The sequence below is a fragment of the Pseudomonas sp. Ma2-10 genome (genome assembly GCF_054330215.1).
Window position 1 is genome coordinate 1 of sequence record NZ_JBTEYL010000009.1, and the last position, 19148, is coordinate 19148.

At 61.6% G+C, this 19148-nt stretch carries 13 protein-coding genes and 1 pseudogene; 8 read left to right on the forward strand and 6 right to left on the reverse strand.

The window, feature by feature from the left end; translation table 11 throughout:
* Positions 1-255: 255 nt before the first annotated feature.
* A complete protein-coding gene (locus ACXPVS_RS13085) occupies positions 256-858 on the reverse strand; it encodes a TetR/AcrR family transcriptional regulator (RefSeq protein ID WP_458510305.1) in 603 nt (200 codons plus the stop codon).
* Positions 845-1696, reverse strand: a complete 852-nt coding sequence (locus ACXPVS_RS13090; RefSeq protein WP_458510306.1) for a 3-hydroxybutyryl-CoA dehydrogenase — start codon at positions 1694-1696, stop codon at positions 845-847. The genes ACXPVS_RS13085 and ACXPVS_RS13090 overlap by 14 nt, the downstream gene beginning before the upstream one ends.
* 165 nt (positions 1697-1861) lie before the next feature.
* On the opposite strand from ACXPVS_RS13090, the gene ACXPVS_RS13095 reads away from it, so the two are divergent.
* Both ACXPVS_RS13095 and ACXPVS_RS13100 read left to right on the forward strand, forming a co-directional pair.
* Positions 1862-2881, forward strand: a complete 1020-nt coding sequence (locus ACXPVS_RS13095) for an AraC family transcriptional regulator (protein WP_458510307.1) — start codon at positions 1862-1864, stop codon at positions 2879-2881.
* Complete coding sequence (locus tag ACXPVS_RS13100) at positions 2878-4692, forward strand: ABC transporter ATP-binding protein (protein ID WP_458510308.1); 1815 nt, start codon at positions 2878-2880, stop codon at positions 4690-4692. Before ACXPVS_RS13095 ends, ACXPVS_RS13100 begins: the two co-directional genes overlap by 4 nt.
* Before the next feature lie 27 nt (positions 4693-4719).
* Here the strand turns inward: ACXPVS_RS13100 and ACXPVS_RS13105 are convergent.
* The 4 genes and pseudogenes from ACXPVS_RS13105 to gspG form a co-directional block, all read right to left on the reverse strand.
* Positions 4720-4979 (reverse strand): annotated as a pseudogene (locus ACXPVS_RS13105) (alpha/beta hydrolase); the annotation flags it as partial.
* A gap of 158 nt (positions 4980-5137) precedes the next feature.
* Positions 5138-5689, reverse strand: a complete 552-nt coding sequence (locus ACXPVS_RS13110) for a hypothetical protein (RefSeq protein ID WP_458510309.1) — start codon at positions 5687-5689, stop codon at positions 5138-5140.
* Between the two features lie 148 nt (positions 5690-5837).
* The gene (locus tag ACXPVS_RS13115; protein WP_458510310.1) at positions 5838-7025 is read right to left on the reverse strand and encodes a type II secretion system F family protein; all 1188 of its coding nucleotides are present in this window, start codon (positions 7023-7025) and stop codon (positions 5838-5840) included.
* A gap of 12 nt (positions 7026-7037) precedes the next feature.
* Positions 7038-7472 (reverse strand): type II secretion system major pseudopilin GspG, encoded by a 435-nt coding sequence (gspG, locus tag ACXPVS_RS13120; RefSeq protein WP_458510311.1) that lies wholly within the window; start codon positions 7470-7472, stop codon positions 7038-7040.
* Between the two features lie 195 nt (positions 7473-7667).
* On the opposite strand from gspG, the gene ACXPVS_RS13125 reads away from it, so the two are divergent.
* The 6 genes from ACXPVS_RS13125 (at position 7668) to ACXPVS_RS13150 (ending at position 19143) form a co-directional block, all read left to right on the forward strand.
* Positions 7668-8276 (forward strand): lytic transglycosylase domain-containing protein, encoded by a 609-nt coding sequence (locus tag ACXPVS_RS13125; RefSeq protein WP_458510312.1) that lies wholly within the window; start codon positions 7668-7670, stop codon positions 8274-8276.
* A 205-nt stretch (positions 8277-8481) separates the two neighbouring features.
* Entirely contained in the window at positions 8482-14301 is a 5820-nt protein-coding gene (mnxG, locus tag ACXPVS_RS13130; protein ID WP_458510313.1) for a manganese-oxidizing multicopper oxidase MnxG, read from the forward strand.
* Between the two features lie 36 nt (positions 14302-14337).
* The gene (locus ACXPVS_RS13135) at positions 14338-16290 is read left to right on the forward strand and encodes a cytochrome D1 domain-containing protein (protein WP_458510314.1); all 1953 of its coding nucleotides are present in this window, start codon (positions 14338-14340) and stop codon (positions 16288-16290) included.
* Between the two features lie 13 nt (positions 16291-16303).
* A complete protein-coding gene (locus tag ACXPVS_RS13140) occupies positions 16304-16960 on the forward strand; it encodes an SCO family protein (RefSeq protein ID WP_458510315.1) in 657 nt (218 codons plus the stop codon).
* On the forward strand, positions 16957-17583 hold the full coding sequence (locus ACXPVS_RS13145; protein WP_458510316.1) for an SCO family protein: 627 nt from the start codon (positions 16957-16959) through the stop codon (positions 17581-17583). Before ACXPVS_RS13140 ends, ACXPVS_RS13145 begins: the two co-directional genes overlap by 4 nt.
* Positions 17584-17592: 9 nt before the next feature.
* On the forward strand, positions 17593-19143 hold the full coding sequence (locus ACXPVS_RS13150; protein ID WP_458510317.1) for a cytochrome c/ABC transporter substrate-binding protein: 1551 nt from the start codon (positions 17593-17595) through the stop codon (positions 19141-19143).
* Positions 19144-19148 lie beyond the last annotated feature (5 nt).

Here is a 19148-nt window from a genome sequence, read left to right on the forward strand (position 1 = left end):
GATGGTAGTGTGGGGTTTCCCCATGTGAGAGTAGGTCATCGTCAAGATTAAATTCCGAAACCCCTATCTGCGTATGCAGGTAGGGGTTTTGTTTGGCCCGAAGGAAAGTTCGCACAGCATTAGCGGACGGCTCCCAGCCTACGGATCGGGCTCCTTTTAAAGTCCAAGAGCTGCTGCCGAAATGCCCCAACCGATACTTATGGCTTCCTGCGCCTAGGTATCGATCCACGGTCACGGGGATATCGTCCTGGGGTTTCAAGCTACGGCGCGTGGAACCGAGGGGTGCAGCAAACGCTCGATGGCACCGCTGACCAGGTTTTCCAGCAGCTTATCTCGCTCCGCTTCACTCAGCGTGTGCTGGGCCAACCAACTGGGCGCGCTGTTCAGCAAATTGGCGATGGCGTGCCCGGTGGCAAGTTGCGCCTGCTCGCTGAGGCGAGGCCTTGTGCCGAGCATCAGCAGCAGTCGACGCTCGTATTGTTCGCGCAGTTGCCGAACCCGGTCCTGTTGCTCCTCATTCAGGCAGCCGCTGTCACGCTCTGCCAGACGAAAATGCCAGGGCATCTCCTGATGCAGGTTCAAATGCGCTCGGATAAGGGCATGGAGTTTGTCACGTTTTGCCGGTGCCTTTTGCTCGATCCGCCCCAAGGTTGCCAACAGCTCTTCGTAGAACTCCTCGATCAGGTCGAGCAGCAAGTGCTGTTTGCTGGGGTAATGGTGATACAACGAGCCGGTAGCGAGCCCCAGGCAGGTCGCGAGCTCACGCATGCCGACCTGTCCGAAACCTTTGCAGGCGAACAGCTCCAGCACCTTGTCCCGGTACTCGGCAAAGCGCGAGCAACGCTCAGGCATAGGCATGGAAGCCACGCCCCGTTTTACGCCCCAGGTAACCGGCGGCGACCATTTCCTTGAGCAGTGGAGCAGGGCGGTACTTGCTGTCGTTGAAGCCTTCGTAGAAGGCTTCGAGGATCGCCAGCACGGTATCCAGACCGATCAGGTCCGCCAACGCCAAGGGCCCGATCGGCTGATTGCAGCCCAGGCGCATGCCGGCGTCGATATCTTCGGCGCTGGCCAGGCCTTCCTGAAACACCAGAATCGCTTCGTTGATCATCGGCACCAGAATCCGGTTGACCACGAAACCCGGGCGGTTGCCGGCGGTAATCGCGGTTTTGCCAAGCGTGGTCGCCATGTCCAGTGCCAGGGCGTGGGTGGCGTCGCTGGTTTGCAAACCGCGAATTACCTCGATCAGGCCCATCACCGGTACCGGATTGAAGAAGTGCAGGCCGATGAAGCGCTCAGGCTGGCTGACGCTGGCAGCGAGCTGGGTAATGGACAGCGACGAAGTGTTGGAAGCGATCACACACTCGGCACTGACCTGCGCGGCGATCTGTTGCAGCACACGCAGTTTCAGCTCGAGGTTTTCGGTCGCGGCTTCGATCACCAGTTGCACGTTTTGCAGGTTGCTGTAGTCGGTGCTGGTGCGGATTTTGTCGAGGGCGGCGAGCTTTTGCTCTTGCGTCAGCGTTTCCTTGGCGATCTGTCGATCGAGGTTTTTACTGACGGTTGCGACGGCCTTTTGCAAGGCGCTCTCGGAGATGTCGAGCAAGGTCACGTTAAATCCGGCCAAGGCGCAGACTTGCGCAATGCCATTGCCCATGGTGCCTGCGCCGATCACGCCAATGTTTTGCAGATTCATGTTCTGTCCTTCCGATCAAATCCCGCGATACCTTGGCCGCCGTAGTGGCCGAAGGCGTACTATTGGCCGCGAGTCTAGAGCCGGCAGGGCGGTTGTCCTATGCCGAAACTGTTCAACGGCACTGGTGTTTTTTGCCATTCGGATGATGGGGAGAGAAGCGTTCACATGCGGGAAAAGGACTCGGTTTGCGCCTACTTCGTGCAGGCAATGATCCATGGGCTGGGAAACAATCCGCAACGGCAGAGGGCTGCGCTTGAACAGGCCGGCATCGATCCGGCGTTGATGGAGCAGCCCACCGCGCGCGTACCGGCCAGTGCGTTTGCCGCGTTGTGGCTGATCCAGATCCGTGAGCTCAACGATGAGTTCTTCGGGCTCGACTCCCATGGCATGCCGCCGGGCGGTTTCGCCTTGATCTGCCGGGCATTGATTCAGGAACCTGACCTGCACAAAGCCATGCGCCAGTGCCTGGCCAATTTCGCGCTGTTCCTCCACGACTTTCGCGGCACGCTGACGGTGCGCGGCAAACGTGCGGTGATCAGCTTGCAAAACCACTCGCCAAACAGCGACGTCAGTCGTTTGGGCGAGGAGACGTTTCTGGTGTTGATGATCAGTCTGCTCTGCTGGTTGGGTGGGCGGCGCATCCCCATCGATCGCGCAGATTTTCGCCATCAGCGTGTGTCGCTCAGCGATGACCGTTTGCTCTGGGGACCGAACCTGACCTTTGGCGCCGAGCGTACCGAAATTGAATTCGCCAGCCACTATCTGCGTTTGCCGGTGGTTCAGGATCTGGCATCCCTGAAAGTGTTTTTGCGCACTGCACCGCAATGGCTCGTGATCCGTTTTCGCAATCAGCACGGCCTGGCATCGCAGGTCCACCAGCGCCTGCGTAACAGCCATTACAGCCAATGGCCGACCTTGCAGGCCTTCGCCCTGGAACAGCACCTGAGCCCCAGCACCTTTCGCCGTAAACTCGAACGGGAAGGGTGTTCGTATCAGGAGGTCAAGGACGAGGTGCGGCGTGGTGTTGCCTTTGAGCAGCTGCGCCAGAGCCGAGCGAGCATCAGCGATATCGCCGAGCAGCTTGGCTTTCAGGAGCCGAGTGCGTTCCATCGGGCGTTCAAGAAGTGGACAGGGGAAAGTCCGGGACGGTATCGGGCGAGGTATCAGGGGGAGCTCACGGAGTGAACCCTGTTCTTGATCGTGTCACCTCATTACTCGACCAGGCGAGACGCGCCTTGTTGCTGGTATGGGCAACGTCTCGCGGACTGTTTCTGGGATTGGTGCTGGCAACGCTGATCGCCGGTGTACTCCCGGCACTGGCCGCGTGGTTGGGCCAACGCATTGTTGATGCAGTCGTCTCCGCCATGCAGTTGCACGCACAACAGGGCAGTGCGCCGTTGTGGCCGGTGGTGCGTTATGTGCTGTTTGAAGCAGGCGTGCTCGCATTGCTGTCCGGGACTCAGCGGGCGCTGTCGGTCCAGCAATCGCTGTTGCGGGTGCAGTTAGGGCAGAAGGTCAACACGATGATTCTGGAGAAGGCCCAGACGTTATCGCTGGTGCAGTTCGAGAATTCCGAGTTCTACGACAAACTGGTTCGAGTGCGCCGCGAGGCTTCGACCCGGCCGTTGGCGCTGGTGATGAAGTCGTTGGGGCTGATTCAGAATCTGATCGTGTTGATCAGCTTCGGTGTGTTGCTGGTGCATTTTTCGCCCTGGGCGCTGGCACTGCTGGTGGTCGGTGCACTACCTGTATTCTTCGCCGAAGCACATTTTTCCGGCGATGCTTTCAGACTGTTCACTCGCCGTGCGCCGGAGAGTCGGCAACAGAGTTACATCGAGACGCTGCTCTCTCACGAGGGCTACATCAAAGAGGTCAAACTGTTCGGCTTCGCGCCGTTGCTATTGAAGCGTTATCGCGAGACGTTCACGCGTCTCTATGCCGAAGACCGGCGCCTGACACTACGTCGAGATGGCTGGGGATTTGTCCTCGGCCTACTGGGCACCGGCGCGTTTTATCTGGCGTATGCCTGGGTGGTGGTCGATACCGTCCATGGCCACATCAGCCTCGGCCAGATGACCATGTACCTGGTGTTGTTCAAACAAGGGCAGACGGCAGTGAGCAGCAGCCTGAGTGCCATCAGCGGTCTCTACGAAGATGGCCTTTACCTCTCCAGCCTCTATGAATACCTGGCCGAGCCCGTTGTGGCGGATACCGGCAATCTCACCATGGGCGCTGTCCCCGGCGATGGGCTGCGTTTCGAGAACGTCGGTTTCCGTTATCCGGGAGCCAGTCGCGCCGCGCTGGAAGGCATCGATTTTCACCTTGTGCCCGGCCACAGTGTGGCGCTGGTGGGGGAGAACGGCTCGGGCAAAACCACGCTGATCAAATTACTGACACGGCTGTACCGTCCTGACCAGGGCCGCATCCTCCTGGACGGCAGCGATCTGCAAGCATGGGAAGAAGACACGCTGCGGCGACGCATTGGCGTGATTTTTCAGGACTACATCCGCTACCAATTCTCTGTCGGCGAGAACATTGGCGTCGGTGACACTCTGGCGTTCAACGATGAACAGCGCTGGCAGGAGGCCGCTGTCGAGGGCATGGCCGCACCCTTTATCGAAGGGTTGGATCGAGGGTATGCCACGCAATTGGGGCGGTGGTTTGCCGGCGGCCAGGAGCTATCCGGCGGGCAATGGCAGAAGATCGCATTGTCGCGCGCCTACATGCGGCGCAACGCCGATATCCTGATTCTGGATGAGCCGACCTCAGCACTCGACCCGGCAGCCGAAGCAGCGGTATTCGAGCACTTCAGTGAGCACACCAAAGGCCGGATGACGTTGCTGATCTCCCACCGGTTTTCCAGCGTGCGCAATGCGGACCACATCATCGTGCTGGACCAGGGAGCGATCCTTGAGCGGGGCGATCACGACAGTCTGGTGGCAGCGGGCGGGCGCTATGCACAGTTGTTTGATTTGCAGGCCCGCGGTTACCGATAGCGCTCAAGACTTGCGAGAAACCTGCGTCACTGGCAGGTTACTGTCGGCCACTTGCGCCACGGCATCGCCCAGCGAGGTGAAAGTGAATTCGATCACCAGACCGCGCACCAGCACCACGCCATGGTCCTTTTTCGCCTGTGCGGCCAGGTCTGCCGCCAGGTCGATGGCCAGCACCGAATTGCCCATGGCGCGCAATTGCTCGATGCGGAACGCCGGCTTGTCAGGTTCCAGCGCACGCCATGCAGGTGGAGGATCGACGGCGCATCGCGACGCGCGGTCGGCCACCATCAGGGCTCATCAAATTCGACAGTCGTATGAATGGCCGACGGGCTGTCCCACTCTGTTGCGAGTCGCTGACGTTATCGTCGGTTAACACGATCCACTGTAGGCGCCGGAGCAAGCTTGGCTCCTACAGGGGTTTGTGTTGTTTGGGCATCAGCGGTTGTCAGGACCTTTTGTCATCGCCTGGCTCGCCACCCACATGCACACCATGGTCATCACCCGGTTCACCGCCGACATGTACGCCGTGGTCATCGCCGACTTCACCCGCGCGATGCACGCCGTGATCATCTCCCGGTTCGGCATGAGTGCCGCTACGCCCGGAAGAGGATGAGGCTGAGTTGCCGGAATGCCCCGAGCCATGGTCGCTACCACTGTGGCCGCTGCCGCTATTGCCGCCACTGCCACTGCCACCGTGACCGCCACCGCTATTGCCACCACTGCCGCTGCCACCGTGACCGCCGCCGCCGTTGCCGCCACTGCCACTGCCACCATGACCGCCACCGCCACCGCCGCTTCCACCACCGCCGCCATTGCCGCCACCCCCACCGCCAGAGCCGCCACCCCCACCGCCACCAGAACCGCCCCCGCCGCCGCCACTCCCGCCTTCCTTGGCTTGTGCGCTCGATACACCGGACAGGTTGTCCGGAATCAATACGGTAGTCGCCGACAGAACTGCGCCAATGGCTACTGCAAGTAGAAGCTTGTTGATGTGCATGTCGTTCTCCGTCTTCTTATTCGGGTTGAAACGTTGATGAACAATGCGACGTGTTGCTTGATTCAATTGATAAACACTTCAATGCACTGATTTATTCATTTGTAAGTCGATGAAAAATGCAACGTTCCGCTCGACCCTGTTCCAGAGGTCAGTGAATACTCGAGGCCAGTTCGAAAATGGGGATGTACATCAGGATTACGATGACCCCGATCAGCAGGCCGATGAAGGTCATGAGCAAGGGCTCGAACAGTCGTACGAACCATTCGATCCAGCGGCTGATTTCTTCGTCGTAGAAGTCGGCGCTGCGCTCCATCATTTGCCCCAGGTTGCCGGACTGCTCACCGGCACGCAGCAAGCGCAAGGACACTGGTGTCACCAGATGATTGAGTTCCAGCGCGGTCGACAGCGACTGGCCCTCGCGCACTCGTTCGCAGGCCTGGTCCAGGCGCACGCGGGAGGCGACGGTGAGCAGGCCGCGAACCATGCCCATGGCGGTGACGAGGGGAATGCCGCCTTGCAGCAGAATCCCCAGCGAGCGGTAGAAGCGTGCCAGTTCGTACATGAAGATGCGTTGATGGACTGCCGGGAGTTTTTCGATCACGCGGTCCACGCCCCGGCGAAAGGCCGGTTGGCGCTGGAGGAAGGTGAGGGCGACGATACTTGCCGCCAGTGTGCCGAAAAATTCACCCTGATGGGCGTGCAGGAACATCCCGCTGCTCATCAGGATCTGCGACAGCCACGGCAGGTTCGAGCCCAGTCCTTCGAACACAAGGCTGAAGCGCGGCACCACATAGCCCATCAAAAACAACACCACGCCACCGCCCACCACCAGCAACAGCAGGGGGTAGATCGAAGCGCTGACGATTTTTTGTCGAACCTCGTCCATGCGCTGGCGATAGCTGACATAGCGGCCCAGTGCGTCGCCCACGGCGCCGGTCTTCTCGCTGGACTGCACCAGCGCAACGTAGAGCGGAGGGAAAACCGCTGACAACTGGCCCAGCGCCTGGGAGAACGACTTGCCTTCATAAAGCAGGCGTACCAGTTCGCTCAACGTCTTGCGGGCCTGGGGCGCGTTCTCTTTTTCCGCCAGGCTTTCCAGCGCATCGATCAACGGCAGGCCCGCGTTGAGCAGCGTCGTCAGTTCCTGGCTGAACAGCACCAGGTTGAAGGTCTCGCGCTGTCGAAGGCGCAGCGCACGCCAGTGACGCTCGGCGTTCAGGCTGATCACCCGATAACCCTGGTCTTCGACGATGCTCCGGGCTTCGCTGTGGCCGAGCGCTTCGACGGTCATCGAGACGACGCCGGCCTTGCCAACGGCTTTGAGATGAAAACGCATGATTGCCTCCCGTCATTGCCAGCTGGTGACTTCAGCGTTTTCGCCTTCGCCGCCGGGTTGTCCGTCCTTGCCCATGGACAACAAGTCGTATTCGCCGTTTTCGCCGGGGTAGCGATAGGTGTAGTTACGGCCCCACGGATCCTGCGGGAGTTTTTTCTGCAAGTACGGGCCGGTCCAGCGGGTTTCATCGCTGGGCGCGGCGACCAGCGCCTGCAAACCCTGTTCGGTCGACGGGTAATGACCGACCTCCAGACGGTACAGATCCAATGCTTTGCCCAGGCCTTCTATTTGCGCCTTGGCCACCTTCACTTCGGAGCGGCCCAGTTGGGCGAAATACTTCGGCGCGACGATGCCAGCCAACAACCCCAGCACCACCAACACCACCAACAGTTCGAGCAGGGTGAACCCGCTTTGAGCACGCGGGGTGGAACGCAAACGCTGATTCATGATGACCTCACACAGTCGGCGGAAGGGTCGCCATGAAGGCTCATGCAATTGCCATGCACATGCCCGGACATTCTTCTGCAACCCCTGAATTACGGGCCTGCGCGCATCCGGCACAGTGCTTGCGTATGGCTGGTTTACTACCGGCCATTGGGGCATTAGCCCCGTTTTTCGGGGCCGGGCAGGGGAGGTAAAAAAATGAAAACACTCACCACAGGACTACTCGGTCTGCTCGTGTTGACCGGCGTTGTACAGGCCGATGTGTTCGTTTCCGTGGACTCCAAGGGCGGCTACGTTCTGTCCAATGTCCACCGTCCCGGCCGCATCTATGAACGGGTGGTTCACGAGCCCGAATCCGCCCGGGTCAGCATGGATCAACAACCCCAGATGATTGCCCGGCAGCCCTATGCCGAACTGGTTTCGGCGGCTGCCACAGCCAATGAATTACCGGCGGCGCTGTTGCATGCGGTGATTCAGGCCGAGTCCGCCTACGACTCCGGTGCCCGGTCACCCAAGGGCGCGGGCGGGTTGATGCAATTGATGCCCGACACCGCCCGGGAGTTGGGGGTCAAAAATGTCTATGACCCGAAAGCCAACATTCAGGGTGGCGCCAAATACCTCAAACGCCTGATGACCCTGTTTGATAACGACATCAGCCTCGCCGTGGCGGCCTACAACGCCGGGCCGCAAGCGGTGCTCAGCCGTGGCAGGGTGATCCCGCCCTTTGCCGAAACCCAGCGTTACGTCCCCAGTGTCTTGCGCCAATACCGACGCTTGCAGGGCCTGGCCGCGGATGCGCCGCTGTGATCGGCGACCGAGGGGCGCGTTCCCCAATAGTGGGGCATGGTGGCCCCGGCCGAAAAGTGGGGAATAAGTGGGGAATATCCCCCGAGAGATTAAGTCGCTGATTTAAGTGGTTGAAAAATAAATAAATTATTTATGGCATGCGGTTTGCTCAAGTGAATTAGTCGAGAAGCATTCCCTTTGAGCACCCACAGCGAGGCCCGTGATCATGAACGGCATACCCTACGCTCCGTCCTTGTTTAATCTGCTGCTGTTGGTGGCGTCGATGCTGAGTATCGAGCTGGCCGACGCGGCCGTGCGCTGCGAGCGCAATCTGGTGGCCAATGTTGTGGCCTTGGATCAGCCGCTGATGTTCAACCGTCTCGGCGCCCAGAACGTCAACGGCATGATGTTCGCCCTGCGCCGCGATGTGGTCGATGACCACGAGAGGTCCCTGGCCCAAGGCGGGGTGGCGGTGCCGGGAAAAGTCTCGCTGCGACCCGACAAGCGTCCGCGGCCACTGGTACTGCGCGTCGCTGCCGGTGATTGCCTGACCATCAACCTGCAGAACCTGCTCGCTTATCAGGCCAACCCTGGCAGTCACGAAAATGGGGGGGAGGGTGAGATTGAGGGCGAAGTCGCCATCGGCAACGTAGACCAATTCAAGGTCGATGAACAGGTCGCTGACCGCCACGTCGGCTTTCAGGTCAACGGCATGCAAGCGGTCAACAGCATCGACGACATTGCGTCTTATACCGGGCGCAACGCCAACTCCTTGATTGCCCCCGGCGGCGCCCGTTCCTACACCTTGTACGCCGAGCGCGAAGGGGCGTTTGCCGCCAGCAGCCGCGGCGCGACCTTCGGGGGGGAAGGGGATGCAGGCAACGTGGCCAACGGGCTATTCGGCCAAGTGGTGGTGGTGCCCAAGGGCGGCCGCACTTATCGCAACACCGTGACCGAAGAAGAAATGCGCCTGGCCAGTGTCGGCCGCACCCCGGCCGGTCAACCCATCGTTGATTACCAGGCGCGCTACCCGCAGCGCGAGCCGTGGATACGTGAAGGCAAGGCCGGCACGCCGATCATCAACATGGTCGACGGCAATGAAATTATTTCCAGCGAGAGCGACGCGATCGTGATGGGCGGCAACGCTGACGGCAGCTTCCCGCCGTCGACCTATCCGCTGGAAGCCATTGGCAAACGCAACCCGGCGATCCCGAATCGTCTGGAACCGTTCCGCGATTTCGCCTCGCAGTTCCAGGATGAAACCGCTGCGACCCAGGCATTCCCCGCGTTCTGGGCGGACCCGGTAATGGCCCACGTGCTGGAGCCGACCCGCGACTCGTTCATGATCAACTATGGCTCCGGCGGCATGGGCGCCGAAGTGGTTGCCAACCGGTTGGGTGTCGGGCCGATGCACGATTGCCTGTCCTGTGCCTATGAAGAATTTTTCCTCAGCGCGCACACCGTCGGCGATGTAGCGATGCTGGTGGACGTACCGGCCAACGTCGGGCTGGAAAATATTCGTCCCGGTGAAACACCGAGCGCCGATCAGATCGGGGTCAAGGCGACCACGGCGCTGTACCCATCCGAGCCGTCCAACGTCAACCACAGCTACATCGGCGACTTCATCAAGTTCCGCAATACTCACAACGGTCACGAGCAGCACATATTCCACCTGCACGGGCACCAGTGGTTGTTCAACCCCAACGACGACAACTCAGACTATATGGACGCCCAAGGCATCGGTCCGGGCGCCGGTTACACCTACGAAATCGCCAACGGTGGGTCGGGCAACCGCAACCGGGTGGCGGGCGACGCGATCTATCATTGCCACTTCTATCCGCACTTTGCCCAAGGCATGTGGAGCATGTGGCGGGTGCATGACGTGTTCGAAGAGGGCACTAAACTTGAGGTGTCCCAACAGGGGGCCGACGGTTATCACAGCGAACCTTATGCACTGCGCAGCGGTAAACCGGCGGCAGGCTCCCGGGCCTTGCCCGATGGCGAGATCGTCGCCGGTACGCCGATTCCAGCCGTCGTGCCGCTGCCAGGCAAAGCCATGGCGCCGATGCCGGGCAAAGTCGCCGTTGTGCCGAAAATCGGCGAAACCCTGGTCGCCGGTGATGACGATGACGATGACGATGATGATGACGGCGAACATCACGGCGGCCGCGGCGGCGCTCAGGCCATCGGTTCCCTGGCCTTGGTGGATCGTAGCGAAGCCAACCGCAATGCCGACGGCAGCCTGAAAAACCCTGGTTATCCGTTCTGGATCGGCGGCATGGAAACGTCGGTCGGCCAACGTCCACCGACCCCACCGCTGGACATGCTCGACGCTGCCAAGGCGCAGGCCTTGAAAACCAGCGGCAACGCCTTGTGGGCCAACCTCGACCCGGCTCAGTCCGGTGGTTGGGACGGCGGCCTGGGGCGCCATACTTTGGACGGCTTCTCTTCCGGTGGCCAGGCGAACACCATTACCACGTCCCTGGATTTTTCCAAGGAAGTGACGCGCGCCAAACCGATTTATATGCCGGAAGAGGGCACCGAAGTCGAACAGGCGGCCATGGCGTTCCACGCCAAAAAAGACCACCCAAGCTTCGCCGTGCTGCCCGGGAATCAAATCGTGGCGCGCAGCTTCCGCACCAACGGCGCTTTGCCGATCGCGGGTGCGCCGTATTACGAACCGTGCATGGATGATCGGCAAAAACGCCTGACCAGCAGCGCCGGCACCGGCGAATTTGCCAGTGGCGAACGAATCGACGGTATGTCCTACACCGGTTCTTCGACGTTCACCGCCGACCGTCCACGGGTCTATAAAGCCGCGAACATCCAATTCGATGCGGTCTACAACAAGGTCGGTTACCACTTCCCGCAAGCGCGCATTCTCGCGCTGTGGGAAGACGCCTGGCCGGTGATCAACAAGCAGCGTCCGCCAGAGCCTTTGGTGATGCGCATGAACACCTTCGACTGCGTGCAATACCAGCAAACCAACCTGGTGCCGGCCACCTATGAAATGGACGACTATCAGGTGCGCACGCCGACCGACGTGATCGGCCAGCACATTCACCTGCCTAAATGGGACCTGACGGCCGCCGACGGCTCGGCCAACGGCTGGAACTATGAAGACGGCGTGCTTTCCCCGGGTGCAGTGCAAGAACGCATCCGCGCCATTCGCGAGTTCAATCAGTGCCAAGGCACCGATCCTCGTGATGGCACGCCGGCCTGCCCGAAATCCAGGGTTCACCCGTTCTTTGGCCAATACGGCCGTGCCGACTGGGTCGGCGCGCGCACGGCGATGCAGCGCTGGTTTGTCGATCCAGTGGTGAACGTCAAAGGCGTCGACCGTGGCCTGGGAACCATTTTCACCCACGACCACCTTGGCCCATCGACTCACCAACAGATCGGTCTCTATGCCACCGTGCTGGCCGAACCGGCCGGTTCGACCTGGTTCCACGCTGAAACCGGCGAGCCGTTGTACAGCGGCGCGCGGCAGGATGGCGGACCCACTTCGTGGCAAGCGGTGGTGTCCACCGGCGACCTGGACGGTGACGGCAAGAACGACAGCTTCCGTGAGTTCTTCCTCGAATACAGCGACTTCCAGCACGCCTATGAAGCCGGTGTGTACGTGGGCGCTGGCCCGAATGGCGTGCCCAATCCGCAAGCTTTCCCGGCCACCGCTGACAGCTTCCGCTATGCAATCAACCCACCGGTGCGTAAAGACGCCGAGACCCTGCTTGAACAGGTGGTCGAAGCTCGCGGTGGGCTGATGCCCGGCTGTCCAAGCCGGCCTTGCCCACAAGCCATTTCGATTGATGACCCAGGCATGTTCGTGGTCAATTACCGCAACGAACCGCTGGCCCTGCGGGTGTACGACCCGAACAAGGTCGGCCCGGACGGCAAGCGCGGCATGCAGGCCGACGGCCTCGGCGGCGACCTCGCCTACGCCATGCAAAGCCGTACCGACCGCGCCATCCCAGCGATGAACCTGGCGCCGAACCTGGTGACAGCAGCCATTGGCCCAACCGGCGGCACCACGCTGTTTCCGCCACACATCAACCATGCCGGCGCAGAACCGGGTGACCCGTTCACCCCGATGCTGCGCACCTACACCGGTGACAACGTGCGGCTGCGGGTGCATGCCGGGGGTCATGAAGAAGAGCACAACGTGACCTTGCACGGCGTGAAGTGGCTGCAAAGCGGTTCCGGTTTCGGCAGCAGTTCCAACTCCGGCTGGCGCTCGTCGCAAATGATCGGGATCTCTGAGCAGATGGGCTTCAATGCGCCGGTGTCGATGATCTCCAGCGCGGTCGCGACCACCGGGGATTACCTGTACTCGATGGACGCCTCCCTGGAAGGTTACTGGAGCGGGATCTGGGGCGTGATGCGTAACTACACGGCGCAGCGCAGCGACTTGTTCGCGCTACCGAACAACGCGAAACCGGCCGGTATGCGCAACACCGTGGCGTTCGATGGCATCTGCCCACGGTACGGCGCCAACCCTAACGGCATCGGTACCCGGCCAACTCCGAAGCGCAACTATGACGTGGTTGCGGCGCTGGCCAACGACATCCTTCACAATCCGTTGAACCTGTCCATCGGTGATCCGGCGGGGGTGGGTCAGCATGTCGGTGGGTCATTGAATCCTGCGGGTGGCACCTTGGTGTACAACTCGCGGGCAGTGAGCATTCCTCAGGTCACGGTGAGCGACCCTGTGGAGGGGACGTTCACCATCGGCGGGCAAAGCGGGCCATTGCATGACCCGACGGCGATCCTTTATGTGCGCAAGAGCGACCTCGATCCGACCACCGGCAAGCTCAACCCCGGTGTGCCTGTCGAACCGCTGGTGCTGCGCGCAGCGGCGGGTGACTGCATCAACATCACCCTGGAAAACCGTCTGCCCAGCGTGATGCCGGACCTGACCCAGACGGCTTCGGTAATGGGCATGGTCAAGCGTGACCGCAACGATGGCGAGGGCTCGACCACCTTCAGCAATAACCTGATGCGGCCCTCCAGCACGGTGGGCCTGCACGCGCAACTGCTGGCTTACGACATCACCAAGTCCGACGGGACCAACGTCGGCACCAACCCGATCCAGACCGTGCCGCCGCGTGTTGGCAACGTTGGCGCGTACCCGACGCGGACCTATCAGTACTACGCCGGGCACCTGGAGCGTGAAGGCAAACCGATCACGAAACTGGGCCGCAGTGTCGACAATATCAACGCCACGGCAGTGGAGTTCGGCGGGTTGAATTTCACCCCGGCGGATGTCATCAAGCAGCCGCAAAAAGGCCTTGGCGGGGCGATGAGCATACTGCCGGTCGGCGCGACCTGGGTTGACGATGCACGCAAAGTCTCGGCGACGGTCACTGCACCGGGGCAAACCACCTACCGCGATTTTGCGATGGTCTGGCAGAAGGCGTTGAACATGCGCTGGGCCAATGGTCGTCCGGTGGAAGGTATTGCCTCGGAGGCCGGTGTGCCGACCGATCCGCAGGACAACTCGAGCATGGCCATCAACTACAAGACCGAGCCGATGTGGTACCGCTTTGGCCTGCCACCGGATGCGCCGTTCGGCCATGCCGACGGCCATGGTTATGGCGACGTACCGAACGCGCACATGGCCTTCAGCAATGCGTTGGTGGGGGGCGATCCGCAAACGCCGGTGCTGTATGTGAAACCGGGGCAACCGTTCCGCACCCACATCCTGATGCCGACCGGTGGCAGCCGCGGCTCGACCTTCCAGTTGGACGGTCACGTCTGGTCGGCCAATCCGTTCCAGTCGGAGAAGAGCGATTACGGTGGTTATCCGATGAGTTCACCTGGGGTGGGTTCGGTGCGGTTCGGCTACAACCCGATGTCGATGTACATCGGTGCCCACGAGAGCATCTTGCCGGCGGCGCACTTCAGCTTCATGCACCCGAGCGCCGGGGGCAGCAATGCGATACCGGGCGACTACCTGTTCCGTGACTACGGCGCTTACGGCAGCACCGCCGGGCTTTGGGGATTGCTGCGAGTGACCAACGAACCTGAACCGGCTCCGGCACCTTGAGCCATAGCAGACACAGATCTGAAGGGGAGAAGCATTATGAACAGGACCATCAAAGTGGTCGGATGTGCGGTGGTTGTGGGGTTGGCGCTGATCTGGCTGGGTGTGTCGCGCACGACGCCTCCAACCATGCTGAGCGAGGTCGCGTTGCCGGACACCTGGAGCGGCCAGACGCTTGAGCGTGACGGGGTGTCGGTGGCGCACGAGGTGCGGCCACTGGCGGAGGACGGCGTGCTGCGCGAGGGTGGATTCGCCGACGTGCGCTTTCGGGTCACCGACAGCGCTTCGGGCCAGCCACTGTCGGGTGTTGCCCCCGGTGCCTGGATCGATCCGGAAACCGTCGCCGCCGACCAGGCCATGGGCCGTGAACACAGCTGCAAATCCCGGGTCGGGGTGTTTCTGAAATCGAGCATCGGCGCGCGGCCGTTGCTGGATCTGAACAGCTACTACCTGCTGGTGATGAACCGCGATGCCAGCGTCACAGTGGTCGATCCGTCGGTGTCGGTGGGCGGGATCACCAGCACGATGGCGCGGATCGATATCAAGCAGCCGCCGATGGATTGGGTCACGCCCCGTGACAACAAGCGGGTGTTCGTCTCAATGCCAACCGCCGATGAGATTGCGGTGATCGACAGCGAGCAATTCAAGTTGATCGGCTCGGTGGCTGCCGGCAGCAACCCGGTACGGCTGGCATTACAACCGGATGAGCGTCTGCTGTGGGTCGGCAATAACGCGAAATCGGCCGAGGCGTCCGGGGTGACGGTGATCGACGCGCGCAGCCTCAAAACGCTCAAACACTTGGCCACCGGGGCCGGGCATCACGAAATTGCCTTCAGTAAGGACAGTCGTTTTGCCTTCGTCACCAACCGCGATGACGGGACGCTGAGCATTATCGACATCGCCAGCCTGACCATCAGCAAACAACTCAAGACCGGCTCGCACCCGTTGTCAGTGGCGTACTCGTCATTGTCCCAAGCGGTGTATGTCGCCGATGGCAAGGACGGCACGGTGACCGTGGTCGACACCGCCAGCCTCGCCGTCCGGCGGGTGATCAAGATGAAACAGGGCCTGGGCCCGATGGGTTTTAGCGCTGACGGTCGTTTCGGCATCGTGCTCAACACCCTGGAGAACCAGGCCTCGGTGATCGACGCGGCTACCGATTCGTTGATCCATGAATTGGGCGTGTCCGCCGAACCTTATCAAGTGGTGTTCACCAAGGCCTACGCCTACATTCGCGGACTGGCGTCGGCCAAAGTCACGATGATCAATCTGTCGTCCTTGGGTGAAGGCCGCACGCCGATCAGCCAGGGCTTCGAAGCGGGGCCTCAGGCGCCACGGCTGGCCGGTGACCTGCCGCTGGCGTCGAGCCTGGCGGTGTCGCGGGATGACAACGCGGTGTTTGTGGTCAACCCGGTGGACAACACCACCTACTTCTACGCCGAAGGCATGAACGCGCCGATGTCCGGCTACCCCAATCGCGGGCAAGTGGCGCGGGCGGCGATGGTCATCGACCGCAGCCTGCGCGAAGTCGAGCCGGGGGTGTACAGCGCGCGGATCAAACTGCCCGCCGCCGGACGTTTCGACGTGGCCTTCCTGCTGAACCAGCCGAACATCATCCATTGCTTCACGGCGTTGGTTGAGCCAGATAACAACCTCGCCCGGACCCCGGCGGTGCCGAAGGTGGAATTCATGCTCGACACGTCCACGGCCACCCTCGGCAGTCCTTACGTGGTGCGTTTTCGCATCGTTCAGGGCAAGCAGAAGGCCCAGCGTAGCGGGGTCAAGGACGTTCAGGTGCGCTACTTCCTGGCCCCGACGTCCCGGGTCCAACAAGTCGCCGCGCGGGAGGTGGGCAACGGCGTTTATGAAGCCCCGGTGACCCTCGACCAGAATGGCGCCTGGTACCTGCACGTGCGCGCGGCGTCGCTGGGCGCGAGTTTCGACGACAAGACTTTTGCCAGCGTTCGGGTCCTGCCCGGCGATGCCCACTAAAAGGAGTTTCGACATGAACCGATTCGCACACCGTGGACTGCTGACGTTCTGCCTGCTGGCTGCCGGTATCGGCCAGGCCCTGGCCCACTCGGCGGATGAACACGCCGGTCACGAAATACCGGCCAAAAGCGCCCGTTCGGAAAGCGCCCAGGTCAAGTTCGCTGACGTGACACTGGTGGATCAGACCGGCAAACCGGTGCGCCTGGAAAAAGACCTGGTGACCAACAAAATTGTGGTGATGAGTTTCATCTACACCAGCTGCACCACGGTTTGCCCGGTGGTGTCGTCGATCATGGGCAAGGTGCAAAAACAGCTGGGGGCCCGTGTTGGCGGCGAGGTGCAACTGGTGTCGATCAGCATCGACCCGCAGCGCGATGACGCCAAACGCCTCAACGACTACGCCCGCAACTTCCAGAACGGCCCGGGCTGGAGCTGGCTGACCGGCAGCTCGCAGTCGATCAACGAAACCCTCAAGGGGCTGGGCACCTTCAGCGGAGACTTCAAAAGCCATCAGCCATTGATTCTGGTGGGTGACGGCAACAGCCGCCACTGGACCCGCTATTACGGCTTCACCGACCCGGCGGTGCTGGCCCGTGAAGTGGAGAAACTCAGCGGTCAGCGCAACGCTCACGCCAAGCACACGGCCATCGCGATGGAGCAGAAGCCATGAGAACCCTTGACTGGATCACCCTGACGATGTGCTTTTGCCTGTTCAGTTCGCTGGCGTCCGCCCACGAAGGACACGAAGAGCCGGCACCCGCGGTGGCCGCCGTTGCCGCACCGCCAGTCAGCGGCACCCGCGATGCGAAAGCCTGGTTCACCGACACACCGTTGCAGGACCAGAACGGCGAGACGCTGCGTTTTTATAGCGACGCGCTGCAGAACCGCGTGGTGTTGTTGAACGTGATTTTCACCCGTTGCAACGATGCCTGCCCGCTGATCACCCGCAAGCTCAAGGAAGTGCGTGAGTTGCTGGGCGACAAGGCGGACGGCATCACCTTCATTTCCCTTACCAGTGACCCGCTGCGCGATACTCCGGCGGTGCTCAAGGCTTACACCTTGAAGCAGGGCGTCGATGATCCTCACTGGCTTTTTCTTACTGGGGACAAGGCACAAATGGACCTTGTACTGGGACGCATCGGCCAGATCGTACCGACTCCCGAGCAACATTCAACGCAACTGATCGTGGGTGACGTGGCCAACAAACGCTGGAGCAAAATTCGTCCCGATGCCCCGGCCGCCGCCATTGCCCAGCGCTTGCAGTTGCTGACAATGCCCGTGGCCGGCCGTTGAGCCCGCGCCATGAAAACTTCACTCGTTCTCGGCCTGCTACTGCTCGGCGGCCTCCATTTCGCTGTTGATGCGTTGCCGCTGAACCCCAGTGAAAGCGCCGGTAAACGGCTGTATCGCGAGGGCGTGTCCGACAGTGGTGAGCCGATCATGGCGCGGGTTGGAGCGGCGGACATGCTGTTGCCGGCCACCAGCCTGCCGTGCGCCAACTGCCACGGTGCCGATGGCCTCGGGCGGCCCGAAGGCGGGGTGCGACCGCCGGATCTGCGATGGTCGCGGCTCACCAGCACTTACGGCCAGCAGCACATCAATGGCCGTAGTTACCCGGCGTATACCGAAGGCACGTTGGCGCGTGCCATTCAGCAAGGGCGTGATCCGGGCAACAATCGGTTCGACCCGGCGATGCCGCGCTTCGTCCTGTCGATGAATGATCAGCGCAACCTCACGGCCTACCTCAAACGCGTGGCCGATGACCGCGACCCCGGCCTGACCCCCGACAGTCTGCACCTGGGCACCTTGTTGCCAAGCCACGGGCGGTTGAGCGGGGAGGGCGCCACGGTGGCGGCGGTGCTCCAGGGCAGCGTGGCGCGAATTAACGAAGCCGGCGGGATTCATGGTCGGCAGTTGCGCCTGACCATCGTCGATCCAGGCCCGGACCGCGCCAGTGCCGAGCAGGCGCTGGATCAATTGATCGATCAGGAACAGGTGTTCGCCCTCATCGCGCCGCTGGCACCGGCACTGGACCCGGACCTGGCCGCACGCCTGGAACGGGCCGGCATTCCGCTGATCGGGCCGCTGTCATTGCTGGGCACGGCGCAGGCCAGTCGGCAGATTTTCGAACCGCTGCCGGGTTTGCGCGAACAACTGATCGCCTTGGCCGATTACGCCACCGATAGTCTGCGGGTGCTCCAGGGACCGACGCTGATCACCTACCCGGACGAGCCCAGTCAACGGTTGGCGGCGCAGAACCTCGGGCAGTACTTACAGGATCACGACTGGCAAAAGGTCAGTCTGAAAGCCTATGACTCGGCGCAGGACGAGCTGCCACAGGGCTCGCGTTCGGTGTTTTACCTGGGCAGCGGCGGCGGGTTCAGTGGCCTCGCCGAGCGCTTGCGGGCGGCGGGGCAGGTGCCTTATTTGTTTGCAGCGTCGAACCAGGTGGCGGGTGATCTGTTGCAGGTGCCCAGTGATTTTTCCCGGCGGGTGTTTCTGGCTTATCCGTTCGTGCCCAGTGACTGGACGCTGGCCGGACGTCTGGCCCTGACCCAACTGCGCGAACGCCAGGGGCTCGGCGGTCAGCATGCGATGCTGCAAGTCGGCGCGTTCAGTTCGATGTTGCTGCTCAGCGAAGGCATGAAACAGGCCGGGCGCGACGCCAGCCGCGAGAAACTCGTCAATGCGCTGGAAGGCCTGCATGACTTCGATACCGGGCTGACCCCGCTGATCAGCTTCGGTCCAGGCCGCCGCCTGGGCTTGAGCGGCGCGCATATCGTCACCGTGGACTTGCCCGACCAGCGCTTTTATCTGGTCGCCCCCTACAAACCCATTGCCGCTACACCCTGACTGGA

What these genes read in the sequence shown, in the direction of transcription:
- ACXPVS_RS13085 (WP_458510305.1), bottom strand. Translation starts at nt 858, where the DNA reads ATGCCTATGCCTGAGCGTTGCTCGCGCTTTGCCGAGTACCGGGACAAG.
- ACXPVS_RS13090 (WP_458510306.1), bottom strand. Translation starts at nt 1,696, where the DNA reads ATGAATCTGCAAAACATTGGCGTGATCGGCGCAGGCACCATGGGCAAT.
- ACXPVS_RS13095 (WP_458510307.1), top strand. Translation starts at nt 1,862, where the DNA reads ATGCGGGAAAAGGACTCGGTTTGCGCCTACTTCGTGCAGGCAATGATC.
- ACXPVS_RS13110 (WP_458510309.1), bottom strand. Translation starts at nt 5,689, where the DNA reads ATGCACATCAACAAGCTTCTACTTGCAGTAGCCATTGGCGCAGTTCTG.
- ACXPVS_RS13115 (WP_458510310.1), bottom strand. Translation starts at nt 7,025, where the DNA reads ATGCGTTTTCATCTCAAAGCCGTTGGCAAGGCCGGCGTCGTCTCGATG.
- gspG (WP_458510311.1), bottom strand. Translation starts at nt 7,472, where the DNA reads ATGAATCAGCGTTTGCGTTCCACCCCGCGTGCTCAAAGCGGGTTCACC.
- ACXPVS_RS13125 (WP_458510312.1), top strand. Translation starts at nt 7,668, where the DNA reads ATGAAAACACTCACCACAGGACTACTCGGTCTGCTCGTGTTGACCGGC.
- mnxG (WP_458510313.1), top strand. Translation starts at nt 8,482, where the DNA reads ATGAACGGCATACCCTACGCTCCGTCCTTGTTTAATCTGCTGCTGTTG.
- ACXPVS_RS13135 (WP_458510314.1), top strand. Translation starts at nt 14,338, where the DNA reads ATGAACAGGACCATCAAAGTGGTCGGATGTGCGGTGGTTGTGGGGTTG.
- ACXPVS_RS13140 (WP_458510315.1), top strand. Translation starts at nt 16,304, where the DNA reads ATGAACCGATTCGCACACCGTGGACTGCTGACGTTCTGCCTGCTGGCT.
- ACXPVS_RS13145 (WP_458510316.1), top strand. Translation starts at nt 16,957, where the DNA reads ATGAGAACCCTTGACTGGATCACCCTGACGATGTGCTTTTGCCTGTTC.
- ACXPVS_RS13150 (WP_458510317.1), top strand. Translation starts at nt 17,593, where the DNA reads ATGAAAACTTCACTCGTTCTCGGCCTGCTACTGCTCGGCGGCCTCCAT.